The organism is Actinomyces sp. B33 (genome assembly GCF_028437565.1).
GTDB lineage: Bacteria > Actinomycetota > Actinomycetes > Actinomycetales > Actinomycetaceae > Pauljensenia.
Genome location: NZ_JAMRYR010000004.1, coordinates 289,536 through 304,959, shown reverse-complemented (window position 1 = coordinate 304,959; position 15,424 = coordinate 289,536). Strand labels below are relative to the sequence as shown.

The following is a 15,424-nucleotide window of genomic DNA, read 5'->3' as shown; positions in this document are numbered from 1 at the left end:
CTCCTGGGAGAGGTCAGTCGTCCTCGGAGGCCGGGTCGCGGGGGCGGCGGGCCGAGGCGAGGAGCATGCCGACGCCGGAGACCGCCAGGGCTCCCAGGGACCACGGGAAGAGCGAGTCCGCGTAGGGCTTGAGATCGGCGGGGCCGACAATCACGCCGCAGATGAGGACCAGCGACAGGACGCCGAAGATCACCATCGCGCCGATGCCGATCCACGTCCCGGCGCGGTAGCGCGTCGAGGCCTGCGACGAGTCGGGCGCGGTCTGAGTGCTCATGGGGTCCTCCCGGATCGAGTTCCCCTCCATGCTAGACGGTGCGAGGACCATGACGGCACGAGGACGGCCGCGACAGCCCGATCGGGCAGGACAACACCGCCCCGCGAGACGCCCCCGACCTCGCCGCGCTCCAGCCACCGGCGCCGCTGACGAACCGCCTCCTCAGATTCTCAGCGCACCTCGACGAGCCCACGACCGCGGTCCCGAACCCGGATCCCCCGAGGCGCGCCGACAGCGAACCCCGTCGACCTCAGGCGCCGCCGATCATCGGCGCCCCGCACGCCGAGCAGAACCGCGCGTCCTCCGTCTCCACATAGGCGCACTTCGGGCATCGGACGCGCACGTCAGGGGCGACCGAGCCGAGCCGAGCGACGGCATCGCGCAGGATCGGCACCTCTTCGAGCCTGTCCTGGTCCTGCGCGCCCTCCGAGCGCTTCCACGGCTCGGCGTCGCGCGCCTCGCCCTCGGGCGACAAGATGACGCCCGAACCGGCCAGGCCCCGTTTGCCGACATTGCGCACCCACTGGCCCGCACCGATCAGGAGAATCCCGACGAAAGCGAAGGGGAACATCCCCAACGGGCTCATGAAGTGGGGGCCGTCGACGGCGCTCCCGGTCCCGAACGTCGAGGACATGGCCCGGAAGAAGCGGAAGAACGAGAAGAACACGGAGAAGAACATCACTACCCCGACGCCCTGCAGGACGGCTCCGCCGTAATAGGCGACCTTGCGCCAGGTCTGCACGTCGTAGCGGGGCGGCTCGTCCCTCTCATAGGGCGATCGGGGACGCTCAGTCGGATTCGTCATCGGACCTCCCCGGAGTCGTCGTCCATCGATCGTAGACCGTCGACCGCCCGAGCGCGACGAACGATCCGGCAGCCGCCGTCCGGCCGCCGGCCCTGACGGCGAGGACTGCGACGAGAACGACGGGGCCCCGACCGGGATGTTCCGGTCGGGGCCCCGTCGCGCCGTTCGGGTCACACGCCTTTGAGGGCGGCCTTGCCGAGCTGGCGGTTGAGCGTCGAGATCACGTCGAGGGGGATCTGCTTGGGGCACACGGCCGCGCACTCGCCGATGTTCGTGCAGGTGCCGAAGCCCTCCTCGTCCATCTGGTTGAGCATGTTGACGACGCGCGTGTAGTTCTCCGGCTTGCCCTGGGGCAGGAGCTGGAGGTGCGTGACCTTCGCCGATGTGAAGAGCATCGCCGAGGCGTTGGGGCACGCCGCGACGCACGCGCCGCAGCCGATGCACGCGGCGGCCTCGAACGCGCGCTCCGCGTCCTGCTTGGGGACCGGGGTCGCGTGGGCGTCGGGGGCCGCGCCCGTGTTGACGGAGATGTAGCCGCCCGCCTGGATGATCCGGTCGAGGGCCGAGCGGTTGACGACCAGGTCCTTGATGACCGGGAACGCCTCGGCGCGCCACGGCTCGATGGTGATCGTGTCCCCGTCGTGGAAGGTCCGCATGTGGAGCTGGCAGGTCGTCGTCACCTCCGGGCCGTGGGCGACGCCGTTGATGACGATGCCGCACTGGCCGCAGATGCCCTCGCGGCAGTCGGAGTCGAAGGCGATCGGCTCCTCGCCGCGGGCGAACAGCTCTTCGTTGAGAACGTCGAGCATCTCCAGGAACGAGGACTCCTCGGAGATCCCCTTGACCTGGTACTCGTGCATCGCGCCGCGGTCCTCGGGACCGTTCTGGCGCCAGATCTTCAGTGTCAGGTTCACTTGTAGCTCCGCTGCTTCAGCTCGATGTTGGTGTAGATCAGGTCCTCCTTGTGGAGGATCGGCGGCTGGTCCTCCCCGCCCCACTCCCACGCGGCGACGTACAGGAACTCGTCGTCGTGGCGCAGCGCCTCGCCCTCGGGCGTCTGCGACTCGGCGCGGAAGTGGCCGCCGCAGGACTCCTCGCGGTGGAGGGCGTCGATGCACATGAGCTCGCCGAGCTCCATGAAGTCGGCGACGCGGCCGGCCTTCTCCAGGGACTGGTTGAGCTCGCCGATCGACTTGCCGGGCACCCGGACGTCGCGCCAGTAGTTCGTGCGCAGCTCGCGGATCATCCCGATGGCCTTCTTCAGGCCCTCCTCGGTGCGCTCCATGCCGCAGTACTCCCACATGATGTGACCGAGCTCCTTGTGGAAGGAGTCGACCGAGCGGGAGCCGTTGACCGCCATCAGGCGATCGACGCGCGCCTGGGCGTCGGCCAGGGCCTGGGCGACGTCCGGCGAGGAGGCGTCGAGCTTGGGCAGGCCGAAGCAGCCCGACAGGTAGTCGTTGATCGTGTTCGGCAGGACGAAGTACCCGTCCGACAGGCCCTGCATGAGGGCCGAGGCGCCGAGGCGGTTGGCGCCGTGGTCGGAGAAGTTCGCCTCGCCGGCGACGTACAGGCCCGGCAGGTTCGACTCCAGGTCGTAGTCGACCCACAGCCCGCCCATCGTGTAGTGCACGGCCGGGTAGATGCGCATCGGCACCTCGTAGGGGTTGTCCCCGGTGATGCGCTCGTACATGTCGAAGAGGTTGCCGTACTTCGCCGAGACGGCGGCCCGGCCCATGCGCTCGATCGCCTCGGAGAAGTCGAGGTAGACGCCGCGGGCGACGCCGTCGATCTTCGGGCCGACGCCGCGGCCCTCGTCGCACATGTTCTTCGCCTGGCGGCTCGCGATGTCGCGGGGGACGAGGTTGCCGAACGCCGGGTAGATCCGCTCGAGGTAGTAGTCGCGGTCCTCCTCGGGGATCTGACGCGGGTCCTTGTCGCAGTCCTCGGCCCTCTTGGGCACCCAGATGCGGCCGTCGTTGCGCAGCGACTCCGACATCAGGGTGAGCTTCGACTGCTGATCGCCGTGCTGGGGGATGCACGTCGGGTGGATCTGCGTGAAGCAGGGGTTCCCGAAGTAGGCGCCCTTGCGGTAGGCGCGCCAGATCGCGGTCGCGTTGCAGCCCATGGCGTTCGTCGACAGGAAGAAGACGTTGCCGTAGCCGCCGGTGGCCAGGACGACCGCGTCGGCGACGTGCGTCTGAAGCTCGCCGGTGGACATGTCGCGGGCGACGATGCCGCGGGCGCGCCCATCGGAGACGATGATCTCGACCATCTCGTGACGGGGGTACTCCGTGACGGTGCCGGCCGCGACCTGGCGCTCGAGGGCCTGGTAGGCGCCGATGAGGAGCTGCTGGCCGGTCTGGCCGCGCGCGTAGAAGGTGCGCGAGACCTGGACGCCGCCGAAGGAGCGGTTGTCGAGGAGGCCGCCGTACTCGCGGGCGAAGGGGACGCCCTGGGCGACGCACTGGTCGATGATGTTCGCGCTGACCTCGGCGAGGCGGTAGACGTTCGTCTCGCGGGCGCGGTAGTCGCCGCCCTTGACCGTGTCGTAGAAGAGGCGGTACACCGAGTCGTTGTCGTTGCGGTAGTTCTTCGCCGCGTTGATGCCGCCCTGGGCCGCGATCGAGTGGGCGCGGCGGGCGGAGTCCTGGTAGAAGAAGCAGTCGACGTTATAGCCCATCTCGCCGAGGGAGGCGGCGGCCGCGCCGCCGGCCAGACCGGAGCCGACGATGATGACACGCAGCTTGCGGCGGTTCGCCGGGTTGACGAGGGCGGCGCCGAACTTGCGCTGCTCCCAGCACTGCGAGATCGGGACGTCGAGGGGGGCCTTGGTGTCGGCGATCTTCTCGCCCTCGCGGTACAGGCCCTGGATCAGGGTATCAGTCATGTTTGTCAGGCCTTCCTCAGAGCGTGATCAAGCCGGCGACGATGCCGAGCGGCGGGGCCATGAACATCACGAAGATCACGGCGCCGACGAGTCCGGACAGGACGATCATCAGCTTGCGGGTGGAGGGACGGACCCAGCCCAGCGACTGGAACATCGACCAGAAGCCGTGGGAGACGTGCAGGCACGCGCTGAAGACGAAGAGCGCGTAGACGAGGACGAGCAGCGGCGACTGGAAGGAGTTGACCATCCGCTCGTAGGGCAGGGCGTCGGCGGTGAAGTTCGTCTTGATGGTCCCGGTCGTGAAGTGCAGGAGGTGGAACACGATGCCGAAGAGGAGGACCGTGCCGGTCGCGCGCATCGTCCGGGCGGCGTAGGAGTTCGTCACGGACTTCTTGACCACGTAGCGGGTGCGGCGGGCGCGGCGCGAGCGCTTCCACGTGTAGGCGGCGGCGAAGAGGTGGATGACGAGCATCAGCATCATCGCGGCGCGGAACACCCACAGGAATCCACCGTGCGGGAAGATCGGCACGAACGCCTCGGAGTGCAGCCACTCGGCGTAGTGGTTGTAGGCCTCCTCGCCGAGGAACATCTTGAGGTTGCCGTAGGAGTGGAAGAGCAGGAAGAAGACGAAGACGAAGCCCGAGATGGCCATCAGCTGCTTGACGAACACGCTGGTGGTCCACGCTCGGCGCTTCTTCGTTGCGACGTTTGTTGTGGCCATGCGCCCACCCTATCCACCGGCTTCAGGGGCGATCTGGGACCCACGTCTGGACCCTTCCGACGCCTTGACGACACACTGTCGTTTTCGGCGTATTGGCGCCCCTCGCCGGTCCCGGACCCCCTCGTCGGCCCCGCGCCCGCCGCCGCCTCGGGCGCCCCCGCCCCGACCCCGTTTTGCGCAATAGTGCGTTTCCAATTTCGCGGGGCGGGGGCAGCGCCGGTCAGGGACGGCGATCGCCCTCGTCGCCGCCCGAGCCCCGGAGCGCCGCCGAGCGCCGCCCGCCTCCCCGGACGAGCGGCTCCCCGGCGGCTCTCCTCGTCCGCCCCCGGGCGCGCTCGATCCGTTCCTCCGCCCGCGTGCGCGCGGGAGGGCGCGAGCCCGGGGGAGCCGGCGCCGGGCCGTGCGACCTGGTCAGCTCCTCCTCGGGGCGCGCGACGAGCGCGGCGGCGACCATGGAGACCGCCAGGCCGGACGTCATCCCGTAGTACACGGTCTCGACGAGCGTGGCCGCGATCACTCCCCCGGCGACGGCCCCGCAGGCGTCGGTCCGCCTCGCGGCGCGCACCGCCAGGACGAGGAAGAACGCGAGGAAGAGCCCCAGGCCGACGAATCCGTGGGACTGCATGAGGAGCCAGAGCTGCCCCTGGGTCCCCACCGAGGGCAGCCACGCCGACCCGGCCGGCCGGGGAGACCCCCATCCCAGGAGCGGCGACTGGAGGACGGATTCGATGGTGAGCCGGTACAGCTCGTAGCGGTCGGTCGTCGACGGGGAGGCCTCGAGGCGGTGGAAGAACGCCTCCGACGCCGGGGAGACGACCCACGCGAGCGCCGCCAGCACCAGGACGGCCGCGCCGGCGATCACCGGGGCGGCCCGCCCCCTGCGCAGCGCCTGAACCCCCGTCCAGGCGAGGACGACGAGCAGCCCGATGGCCATCCCCCGGTTCTGGGTGGCCGCCGCCGGGACGAACGAGGCGAGGACGACGAGGGCGGTGGCGACCCGGCGCGCCAGCGTCCTCGCGTACACGATGTTGAGCACGGCCAGGGGCAGCACGAGGGAGTAGACGTTGCCCCACTGATTCGCGTAGAGGAACGGGGCCGAGGGGCGGGGCGCCACCTGGTTCCACGCCTCGGGGTTCCACTGGGCCGTCCGCCTGAAGACCATGTCGTGGACGAGGTCGTTCGACGCCAGAGCGCCGGGGACGACCCACGACATCGGGGTGCGCAGGACGAGCGAGGGGAAGGCCATCCCCAGGAAGCCGCCGGCGGTGACGGACAGGAGGAACCACGTCATCGCCGACGTGACGACGCGGATCGGGATCCGCCGCCGGGCGTTGTGCAGGTGGACGTAGATCACGCCCGCCGAGGCGTACAGGACGACGCGGTACAGGGCCCCGATCAGGCGCCCCGCCGTGTCGTTCATGACGAGCGAGGCCGTCGCCCACAGGAGGAAGAGCCCCCACAGGGCCGTCGCCGGGGGGAGGGAGAGGTTCGTCGCCCCCGCCCAGCTGAAGACCATCAGGAGCGCGGCGACCGGCCATATCAGGTCCCCGATCCCCAGCGCCCAGGCCGCGAGGAATCCCGCGAAGGACAGGACGAAGGGCCAGGCGGGCAGGGCCCGCACGAGCAGTCCGCGGTCGGCCCGGGTCAGCCGGGCCGCATCGGGGCCGTCCTCGCGCCGCCCGGTGAGCAGGCGGGCGAGCTCCAGCGGGTCGAGGTCCTTCACCTGACCGCCGATCGCGGGTCCTGGGGGGACAGGAGGAAGGCCCCGAGGCACCGGCAGCCCGCCATCTCGATCTGATCGCACAGCTGGGAGACCTGGGATTTCCTGAGGTTCGGCGTGATCGCGATGGCGCAGACCGGGCAGTCGGCGGCCGCCCTGACGACCCGCCACCGCGGCCCGGTCGCGTCGACGACCTCGAGTCGGGAGGCGGCGCCCCCCTCCGCGGCGCGCTGGATAGCGCCGCGGACCGTCAAGAAGAGCTCGTCCGATTCGGGGGACCCCGGGTCGAGGATCAGGAGGAGGGGGGAGGCGTCCGAGGCGCTGAGCATGAGCTCGACGGCCGACGCCCAGCGAGCCGACACCGTCGCGCCGGCGGAGAAGACGCTCGTCGTCTGGTCGAGCTCGGACGACCAGGACGCCTCCTCGGGGTTCTGCTGGATGCTCCCGAACTCCGGCAGCCACACGGGCAGGCGCAGCAGTTCCGCCAGGTCCTCGCCCCCCCGGATCCGGTCGGAGAGGGCGCGCCGCAGCAGGAGCGCGACGACCCCGGCGAAGGCCCCGGTGAGCACACCGGCGACGAGGACGAGGCGCCGGGAGGGCGAGACGGGGGTCGGCGCCTGCTCGGCCGAGGTGATGACCTGCCCCGCCTCGATCGTCGGGTCGTTGAGGGCCGCCCGCTGGGCGACGAGGTCCCGGATGCTCGCCCGCAGGCTCGCGCGCTTCTCGTCGTCGGAGCCCGTCGAGTCGAGCGCCCCCTCCAGTTCGCCGATCCGCGAGTCGATGGCGGCGACCTTCTTCTCGTAGCGGGACTTGGCGAGCGAGGAGCGGGTCGACAGGTAGGCCCTCGACAGGGCGTCGGCGCCCGCCGTCGCGCGCTCGCGGTCGTCGTCGCGGTACGCGATCTTCAGGACCGTTCCGCCGGAGTCCCCGCTGACGGAGGTCCCCCTCATCAGGGCGCCGAGGCTCCAGCCGTCGCCGAGCTCGTCCAGCGCCGCCTTGGCGGTGAGGGCGGATCGGGCGAGCTCGACCTCGGTGGGCATGTCGACGATCGAGGCCGCCGAGCGCGCGGAGGCCCCGTTGCCCTCGGCGTTCACGGCGACGACGTTGACGGTGGCCGTGGCGACGACCGAATGCGGTGCGGCGAATATCACCGCGACCGCCGCGACGACGCCGGCGAGGACGCCGGCGGCGATCCAGTGCCATCCGCTCCTCAGGCCGCGGGCGACGAGTTCGCGGCTGGACGCTGCGGGGAGCACGAGTGCGTTCATCAGCGGGTTTCCCTTATCGATCGGCGTGCGTGGACGAGGGGGCGGGCGATAAGGCCCTTCCCCAAACGTGCGACCGATCCTAGTATCGGCCCATCGGATGTCAGAAGGGCCGCGCGGGGATCGCCGGCGATCCCCGCGCCCGACGGGCAGTGCCCGCGCGTCCCGCCCTGCTAGACTCCGACCGCAATTTCAAAGATGGAACGACCCGGGGCCCCGCCGCGCCGACCGGTCGATACAGAGGAGAGAGGACAGGCATGCCCACGCGCTCGCGCACCGAGAGGACCGAGACCCTCCTCCCGCGCAACCCGCGCGTCCGCCTGCACTCGGTCCCATGGCCCGGGTACAGGAGCGTCAGGGCCGCGCGCCTCCTCCTGCTCGACCTCGCCGCGGCGCTCGTCCCCGCGATGGTCCTCCTCGCGGCGACCCGGAGCCTGCCGGACGCGCTCGCCGGCCTGGGGGCCTCGACGGCCCTCGTCGTCCTCCTCCAGTTCTCCCCGACCCGCAGGCGGGGCCTCCTCGACGATGGGAACGCCGTCGCCGGCATTCCCTTGGCCATCGCCTCCGTCGTCGCCCTGGCTCTCGTGGCGGCGGGCGCGCGGATCGGATTCGACGCGCGGCCGCCGCTGACGGCGCTGGCCGCCTCGCTCGTCGCGGTGCTCGTCCTCCAGTCGCTCGCGGCGTCGTCCCTCAGGCGCGACAGGCTCAGCGGCCGGGCCCTGCGTCGCACGCTCATCATCCTCGGCTCCGGCTTCGAGAGGATCCTCCTGGGGCTGCGGCGACGCCCGGAGACGGGGCTCCTCATCATCGGCTACTTCTCATCGGGGTTCGGGCGCCGCTCCGCCTCCGATCCCGAGGCCGTCGCCTCGCCCGCGCAGATCCGCAGGGCGATCGACGAGGAGGGCATCGACGTCGTCGCCACGATCGGCGCCGTCACCCCCGAGGACCTGACGACCGTGCTCCGCGGCATCGAGGGGACCGGCGCCCGGATGCTCGTCCTGCCCGGGCTCAAGGACGTCACCGCCGAGAGGGTCCGCGCGCTGCCGGTCGTCGGGGGGTGGACTGCCTCGCTCGAGGTTCGCGCCCGTCGCACCCGGCTGGCCCTCAAATCCCTCGTCGACTCGGTCCTCGGGCCCGTCCTCCTCGTCCTCGCCTCGCCCGTCATCGCCGTCGCGGCCCTCGCGATCCGCATCGAATCGCCGGGGCCCGCCTTCTACCGGCAAACGAGGATCGGCCTGGAGGGGCGCCCCTTCACCCTGTGGAAGCTCCGGTCGATGTGCCAGGAGGCCGACGCCCTGCGCTCGGCCGTGGTCGCCCGCGGCGGGGACAGCGGCAACCAGGTCCTGTTCAAGGACAGCCGGGACCCGAGGATCACCCGGGTCGGCGCGTTCATCAGGCGCTTCTCCATCGACGAGCTCCCCCAGCTCATCAACGTCGTCCGGGGCGAGATGAGTCTGATCGGCCCCCGGCCCGCCCTGCCCGACGAGGTCGCCGAATACGACGCCGAGGCCCGCCGCCGGCTCCTCGTCAAGCCCGGGCTCACCGGGCTGTGGCAGGTCTCCGGGCGGTCGAGCCTGTCGTGGGAGTCGACGGTCGCCCTCGACCAGCACTACGTGGACAACAGGGGCGCCCGGCTCGACGGGAAGATCATCGTCCGCACCGTTAAAGCCGTCCTCGGCGGGGAAGGGGCCTACTGATGAGGAGCAACCCGATCCATCCCCCGGCGCCCCCGCGAGGCGCGATGCGCGCGCGGATCGGCCGGCACTGGTCGACCGGGGCGGTCGCCGTCTCCCTGTGCGCCCTCGTCGGCGCCGCCCTCGTCCACCCCGGGATCCACAGGACCGACCTCGATCTCAACGACGGCGGCATCTGGATCACGAACCAGTCCCAGCACCTCGTCGGCCGCCTCAACTACCCGTCGAAGGAGATCGACGCCGTTCTGAGGACCCCGTCGTCCTCGTTCGACGTCACCCAGAACGCCGAGGACGTCTTCGTCCCCGACTCCGATTCCTCCTCCGTCTCCGCCGTGGACACGACGTCCATCGGTTTCTCCGAGAAGACCCAACTCGAACCGGGGACCGCGGTGCTCCAGGGAGGGGATCGGGTCGTCCTGGTCAACCGCTCCCTCGGGACGGTCAGGGCGGCCACCGCCTCGTCCATATCGGCCTTGACGGGGTCCGAGCCGATCCTGTCGGGGGCGGAAGGGCTCGTCGCCGCCGCCGGGACCGACGGATCGATCCACGCCGTCAACGCCAAGACCCGCACCGTCTCGGTCGTCGCCGCCCTCCCCGCGGGCGGGTGGGCGCCCGTCTCCGAGTCGCAGATCGACGTCCAGGAGTCGGCCGACCTGGCGATCACCGCGGTCGGCGAGTTCACGGTCGTCCTCGACCGCGGCGACGGCACGGTCCACCTCCCGGACGGGACGACCGTCAGCCTCAACGAGCCCGGACTCGCCCTCCAGCAGCCCGGGCCGAGCGCCGACGCCGTGCTCCTCGCCTCGCGCACCGCCCTGATCTCCGTCCCCCTCGACGGCTCCTCCCCGACGACGACGCCCGCCGGCGACGACCCCCAGTCGTCGGGGGCGCCCGCCCAGCCGGTGCGCCTCGGGCACTGCGCCTACGGGGCGTGGTCCGGGACGGGGAGCTTCCTCAGGGCCTGCGGCGGCGCCCCGGCCGAGCGGATGCGCGACGACGCCCTCGCCGCCTCCGCCCGCCCCGTCTTCCGCGTCAACAGGGACGTCGTCGTCCTCAACGACGTGACGTCCGGCTCCGTGTGGACGCTCGACAAGGAACTGACCCTCGTCGACAACTGGACGAGCGCCACCGCCCAGACCTCGGACGACTCCGACACCCGCGACAACGCGGCGGAGACCTCGACGTCCACCGCGCCCCCGGACCGCACCGAGGAGAACCACCCCCCGGTCGCCAACGACGACGCGTTCGGCGCCCGCCCCGGCCGCTCGACGACCCTGCCCGTCCTCGCCAACGACTCCGATCAGGACGGGGACGTCCTCACGGCGATCGCCGGCGACCACGGCTCGAAGGGCGAGGTGACCGCGGTCCGCTCCGGGCGGGCCCTCCAGCTCGACCTCCCCGACGACGCCTCCGGCTCCGTCGTCATCCCCTACTCCGCCGACGACGGCAGGGGGCTGACGGCCTCGGCCGTCGCCACCGTCGAGATCCACCCGTGGGACGAGAACCACCCCCCCGAGCAGCAGGCGATCCCCTCCCTCGACCTCACCGAGGGCGCCTCCGGGACGATCGACGTCCTCAGCCACTGGACCGACCCGGACGGGGACGCGCTCGCCCTCGTGTCGGCCGCCGGGGACGGATTCGACCTGCGCTGGACGGCGGAGGGGCGAGTCGCCGTGCACGAATCGTCCGGGGGAGTCGGCAACCGGACGGTGACCCTGGTCGTGTCCGACGGGATCGAGACGGCCACGGGCCGCCTGTCCGTCAACGTCGTCCCCGAGTCGGAGGCCGCGCCCGTGGCCAACGCCGACCACGTCCGAGTCGTCGCGGGGTCGCCGATCACCGTCTCCCCCCTGTCGAACGACGCCTCCCCCAGCGGCGGGGACCTCAAGCTCGCCCAGGTCCAGGAGGCCCCGCATGGCACGCGTATCGACGTGGACCAGGGCGCCGGCACCTTCACCTTCGTCTCCGACGAGGCGCGGACGTACTACCTCGACTACGGGATCACCGACGGGCCCGGCATCGCGTCGGGCATCGTGCGGGTCGACGTGACGGCGAAGGCCGACTCGACGGTCCCCCCCGCCGTCGAGAACGACACCGCGATGCTGCGCGACGGCGGGTCGGCGACCATCGCCCCCCTCGCCAACGACTTCGACCCCGTCGGGGGGGTCCTCGTCCTCCAGTCGGTCGAGGTCCCCGACGACGCCCACGTGACGGCGACGATCGTCGACCACTCGCTCCTCCAGCTGTCGACCGCAGACTCCGTCGAGCGCTCCTCCTCCGTCTCCTACACCGTGACGAACGGGACGGCGACGGCGACCGGGACGATCGCGCTCATCCCGATGGAGGAATCCGCCCTCCAGGCGCCGCGCGTCGAGCCGGACCGGGCCGTCGTCAGGGTCGACGACATCGCGACGATCGCGGTCCTCGACAACGACTCCTCCCCCTCCGGGCTCGTCCTGTCCCTGGGCGGCGAGGTCGTCTCGTCGGACCCCGAGCTCGGCGAGGCGTGGGTCAACGGCACCGACGTCCGCTTCAAGGCCGGGTCGGCCCCGGGCAGGACGACCGTGACCTACACGGCCGTCGACGAGCACGGCCAGGAGAACAAGGGCGTCCTCGACATCGAAGTCGTCGCCCGCGACGACAACGCGAACACCGCGCCCCACCCGGTCAGCCTCGAGGCGCGGGCCGTCGTCGGATCGACGACGCCGATCGCCATCCCCCTGACCGACATCGATCGCGACGGCGACTCCGTCACCCTCGTCGGCGTCGACCAGCCCCCGTCGCTCGGCACGGTCGGCGCCGGGGCCACCTGGCTGACGTACACGCCGGCCTCCGGCGCCGTCGGGACGGACACGTTCACCTACAAGGTCGAGGACCGCTTCGGGGCGTCGGCCAGCGCGACGATCCGCGTCGGCATCGCCCCGGCCCTGTCCGAGAACCACGCCCCCGAAGCCGTCGACGACATCGTCACCGTCCGCCCCGGACGGGTCGTCGCCATCGACCCGGTGATCAACGACATCGACTCCGACGGGGACTCCCTGAGCCTGGCGAGCACCCCGGTCGCGGCGGACCCAGCCCTGGGCGCGACCACGAGGGAGGGCAGGATCCTCCTGACCGCCCCCGAGGCCGAGGGCGTCCACGCGGTCCGCTACACGGTGACGGACTCGCGGGGCGGGACCGACATCGGCACGGTCACCGTCGAGGTCAAGGCCGACGCCCCCAACCTCGGCCCGGCGGGGATGGACGACGTCGTCGCCCTTGAGAGCATCGACGCCGAGGGGCACGTCCGCGTCGACGTCCTGTCGAACGACTCCGACCCCGACGGCTCCCCGTGGGATCTCACGGTGTCGACCGACGACCCCTCGGCCGGCGTCGACGGCGACGAGCTGCTCGTGACGATCGGCGACGAATGGCGCCTCGTCATGTACACGATCACCGACGTGGACGGGCTCTCGGGGCGGGCCGCGGTCGTCGTCCCAGGGGTCTCCGGGCTGCGGCCCCGCGTCGACGCCGGGAGCGTCCCCGTCCGCGTCCCCGCCGATGAGACCACCCTCATCGACCTGTCCAGGCACATCGTCACGCGCGCGGGGACCTCCCCGATCGTCACCGACCCGACGACGATCCGCACCGGGGCGGGGTCCGGGGGCGCGACCGGCCTGAAGGACCCCGGGACCGTCACGTTCACCCCCGACCAGGGTTTCTCCGGCGCGACGTCGATCACCCTCGTCGTGGCGGACGGGACCGGGGCCGACGCCCTGTCCGAGACGCTGACCCTCCCCGTCCTCGTCGTGTCGGAGTCGAACACGCCCCCGGCGTTCACGCCGACCTCCATCGACGTGGGGATCGGGGAGGAGCCGGTCATCGTCGACCTCGCCGAGATGTCGAAGGACCCCGACTCCGATCCGATCTCCTACTCGATCGGCGAGATCCCCGACGGGTTCATCGTCTCCCTCGCCGGCTCCCGCCTGACCGTCTCGGCGGCCGACGGCGCCCAGGCCGGGACCACCGGGGCCCTGCCCGTGACCCTCGACGACGCGTCGTCATCCCCGACCACCGGGGCGATCCCGATGACGGTGGTCGACTCCTCCCGGCCCCTGATCACCCTCTCCGACCCGACGCTGCGCTCCCAGGGCGAGCCGGTGTCCGTCGACGTCTCCACCCTGGCGACGAACCCCTTCCCGGACAAGCCGATCTCCCTGTACTCCGTTCCGAGGGTCGCCTCCGGCTCGGGATCGGTCTCGGCCTCGGGAACGGTCCTGACGATCTCCCCGGACGCCGGGTTCGCGGGCAGGCTCGTCGCCGAGTACCGCGTCCTCGACGCGACGGGCAATCCGGCGCGCGCGGTCAGGGGAACGGTGACGGTCGTCGTCGCCGCCGCCCCGGAGTCGCCCCGGAACGTGCGCGCGACTCCGCGCGGCGCCCAATCGATGACGGTCACGTGGACCGACGGCGCCGACAACGGCTCCCCGATCAGGGGGTACACCGTGAAGGACGCCTCCCGGGGAACGACCTGGGAGTGCGCCGCCTCCCCGTGCCAGGCGACGGGCCTGACCGCCGGGGAGACCTATTCCTTCCAGGTCGTCGCGCGCAACGACGCCGGCGCGTCGGCCCCCTCGACCGCGTCGAGCCCGACCGTCCTGACCGTCACCCCCGGCGCGCCGTCCACCCCCCGCCTGACCGGGGGCAACGGGGAGCTCGTCGCCTCGTGGACGCCGTCGCCCCCCATCGAGGGCGCGACGATCCGATACGAGCTCGAACTCAGCAACGGGACGCAGCGCAGCGCGACGGTCTCGCCGGAGCGCTTCGCCGTCCCCCCGGGGACCTACACGCTGAAGATCCGCGCCGTCGCCGACGGGGGCGGGGCCTCCGCGTGGGTGTCCTCGACCGCCGAGAACGTCTACGGCGCGCCCGGCGCGCCCGACACCCCCCGGGTGTCCTCGACGCAGGACGGGCTGAACGTCTCGTGGGCCCCGGCTCAGGCCAACGGCGACCCCGTGACGTACACCGTCGCCGTGACCGGCGCCGCCGAGCGCACCGTATCCGCGGGGGCCGAGACCAGCGCCTCCATCGGGCAGTTGCCGGCCGGCTCGTACACGGTGACGGTGACGGCCTCCAATCGCGGCGGCTCGGCCACGTCCGCGCCGGCCAGCGCCCGGATCGTCACCACCCCGGCCGCGCCATCGGTTCCCGCGTTCCAGGCGACCGGCGCCTCGGGGATGATCCGCGCCTCCTCCGCCGCCTCGCCGCACGGCGGGGGCGGATGGGCCGCGTCGGAGCTGCGCGTCGAATACCGGGTGATGAGGGGCGGCGCCGCCGTCACCGAATGGACGTCGGACACGACGTTCTCGAGCCTGGTCGACGGCCAGGAGTACACGGTCCAGGCGCGTGCCTCGGGCCAGGGGGACGACGGGACGACCGTCTACTCGCAGGCCGTCGAGTCCTCCCCGGTCACGCCGTACGGCCCCCCCTCCGCCCCGTCCGTCTCCTGCTCGGCCACGTCGTCCTCGCAGGTCGCCTGCACCTGGACCCCGGGGGCGAGCGGCGGGCTGTCCCCGACGGCCTATTGGGAGGCCGACAACCCCCACGGCACCGGTTCCCAGCGGCTGGAGGCCGGCACGGTCAAGACGATCAACGCCGGGGCCGGCAAGACGGTCACCTGGTGCGTCGCCGCGTCGAACACCGCCGGCCAGTACTCGCCGTGGGCGTGCGCGAACGCGACGACGTCGGTCCTCACCGGGGACTTCCGCCTCCTCCCCAACGTCCCGGAGGCCCAGTGCTCGGCCGAGGACGTCGCCGCGAGCGGCATCCCCGCCCAGCAGTGCCGCAGGATGGTCATCGACGTCCGCGGCTTCGCGCCGAACTCGACCGTCTCGTGCGGGTACCACTACGCGCCCTACCACGGCGCGCAGACGATGCCGTATGACGAGTCCTTCAACGTCGACGCCGCCGGCTCGGCCCGGCACGTCTTCCCGCACCGGCTCGCCCTGAGCGCCATCCTCAACGGCTACTCCATCACCTGCACCCAGCAATGACCCCCCTTTCCCCGACCCAGGAG

At 71.9% G+C, this 15,424-nt stretch carries 9 protein-coding genes; 2 read left to right on the top strand and 7 right to left on the bottom strand.

Annotated features, from left to right (window positions below):
• Positions 1 to 13 precede the first annotated feature (13 nt).
• The 7 genes from M3T53_RS07905 to M3T53_RS07875 form a co-directional block, all read right to left on the bottom strand.
• Positions 14 to 274: a hypothetical protein gene (locus tag M3T53_RS07905; RefSeq protein WP_272433957.1), complete on the bottom strand. Its 261-nt coding sequence runs from the start codon at positions 272 to 274 to the stop codon at positions 14 to 16.
• Positions 275 to 524: 250 nt separating this feature from the next.
• Positions 525 to 1,079: a zinc ribbon domain-containing protein gene (locus tag M3T53_RS07900; RefSeq protein WP_272433956.1), complete on the bottom strand. Its 555-nt coding sequence runs from the start codon at positions 1,077 to 1,079 to the stop codon at positions 525 to 527.
• Between the two features lie 170 nt (positions 1,080 to 1,249).
• Positions 1,250 to 1,993 carry a succinate dehydrogenase/fumarate reductase iron-sulfur subunit gene (locus M3T53_RS07895; protein ID WP_272433955.1) on the bottom strand — a complete coding sequence of 248 codons (744 nt, stop codon included), beginning with the start codon at positions 1,991 to 1,993 and terminating at the stop codon, positions 1,250 to 1,252.
• Positions 1,990 to 3,969: a fumarate reductase/succinate dehydrogenase flavoprotein subunit gene (locus M3T53_RS07890; RefSeq protein WP_272433954.1), complete on the bottom strand. Its 1,980-nt coding sequence runs from the start codon at positions 3,967 to 3,969 to the stop codon at positions 1,990 to 1,992. The genes M3T53_RS07895 and M3T53_RS07890 overlap by 4 nt, the downstream gene beginning before the upstream one ends.
• A 16-nt stretch (positions 3,970 to 3,985) precedes the next feature.
• Positions 3,986 to 4,690 (bottom strand): succinate dehydrogenase cytochrome b subunit, encoded by a 705-nt coding sequence (locus tag M3T53_RS07885; RefSeq protein WP_272433953.1) that lies wholly within the window; start codon positions 4,688 to 4,690, stop codon positions 3,986 to 3,988.
• A 220-nt stretch (positions 4,691 to 4,910) separates the two neighbouring features.
• Positions 4,911 to 6,413 carry an O-antigen ligase family protein gene (locus M3T53_RS07880; protein WP_272433952.1) on the bottom strand — a complete coding sequence of 501 codons (1,503 nt, stop codon included), beginning with the start codon at positions 6,411 to 6,413 and terminating at the stop codon, positions 4,911 to 4,913.
• Complete coding sequence (locus M3T53_RS07875) at positions 6,410 to 7,678, bottom strand: hypothetical protein (RefSeq protein WP_272433951.1); 1,269 nt, start codon at positions 7,676 to 7,678, stop codon at positions 6,410 to 6,412. Before M3T53_RS07875 ends, M3T53_RS07880 begins: the two co-directional genes overlap by 4 nt.
• A gap of 254 nt (positions 7,679 to 7,932) precedes the next feature.
• Between M3T53_RS07875 and M3T53_RS07870 the strand changes: the two genes are divergently transcribed.
• Positions 7,933 to 9,372, top strand: a complete 1,440-nt coding sequence (locus M3T53_RS07870) for a sugar transferase (RefSeq protein WP_272433950.1) — start codon at positions 7,933 to 7,935, stop codon at positions 9,370 to 9,372.
• Positions 9,372 to 15,401, top strand: a complete 6,030-nt coding sequence (locus M3T53_RS07865) for an Ig-like domain-containing protein (RefSeq protein ID WP_272433949.1) — start codon at positions 9,372 to 9,374, stop codon at positions 15,399 to 15,401. Before M3T53_RS07870 ends, M3T53_RS07865 begins: the two co-directional genes overlap by 1 nt.
• Positions 15,402 to 15,424 lie beyond the last annotated feature (23 nt).

Excerpts from the sequence above, each read along its gene's own strand:
- M3T53_RS07900 (WP_272433956.1), bottom strand. The coding sequence starts at position 1,079 with ATGACGAATCCGACTGAGCGTCCCCGATCGCCCTATGAGAGGGACGAG.
- M3T53_RS07875 (WP_272433951.1), bottom strand. The coding sequence starts at position 7,678 with ATGAACGCACTCGTGCTCCCCGCAGCGTCCAGCCGCGAACTCGTCGCC.
- M3T53_RS07885 (WP_272433953.1), bottom strand. The coding sequence starts at position 4,690 with ATGGCCACAACAAACGTCGCAACGAAGAAGCGCCGAGCGTGGACCACC.
- M3T53_RS07870 (WP_272433950.1), top strand. The coding sequence starts at position 7,933 with ATGCCCACGCGCTCGCGCACCGAGAGGACCGAGACCCTCCTCCCGCGC.
- M3T53_RS07905 (WP_272433957.1), bottom strand. The coding sequence starts at position 274 with ATGAGCACTCAGACCGCGCCCGACTCGTCGCAGGCCTCGACGCGCTAC.
- M3T53_RS07865 (WP_272433949.1), top strand. The coding sequence starts at position 9,372 with ATGAGGAGCAACCCGATCCATCCCCCGGCGCCCCCGCGAGGCGCGATG.
- M3T53_RS07890 (WP_272433954.1), bottom strand. The coding sequence starts at position 3,969 with ATGACTGATACCCTGATCCAGGGCCTGTACCGCGAGGGCGAGAAGATC.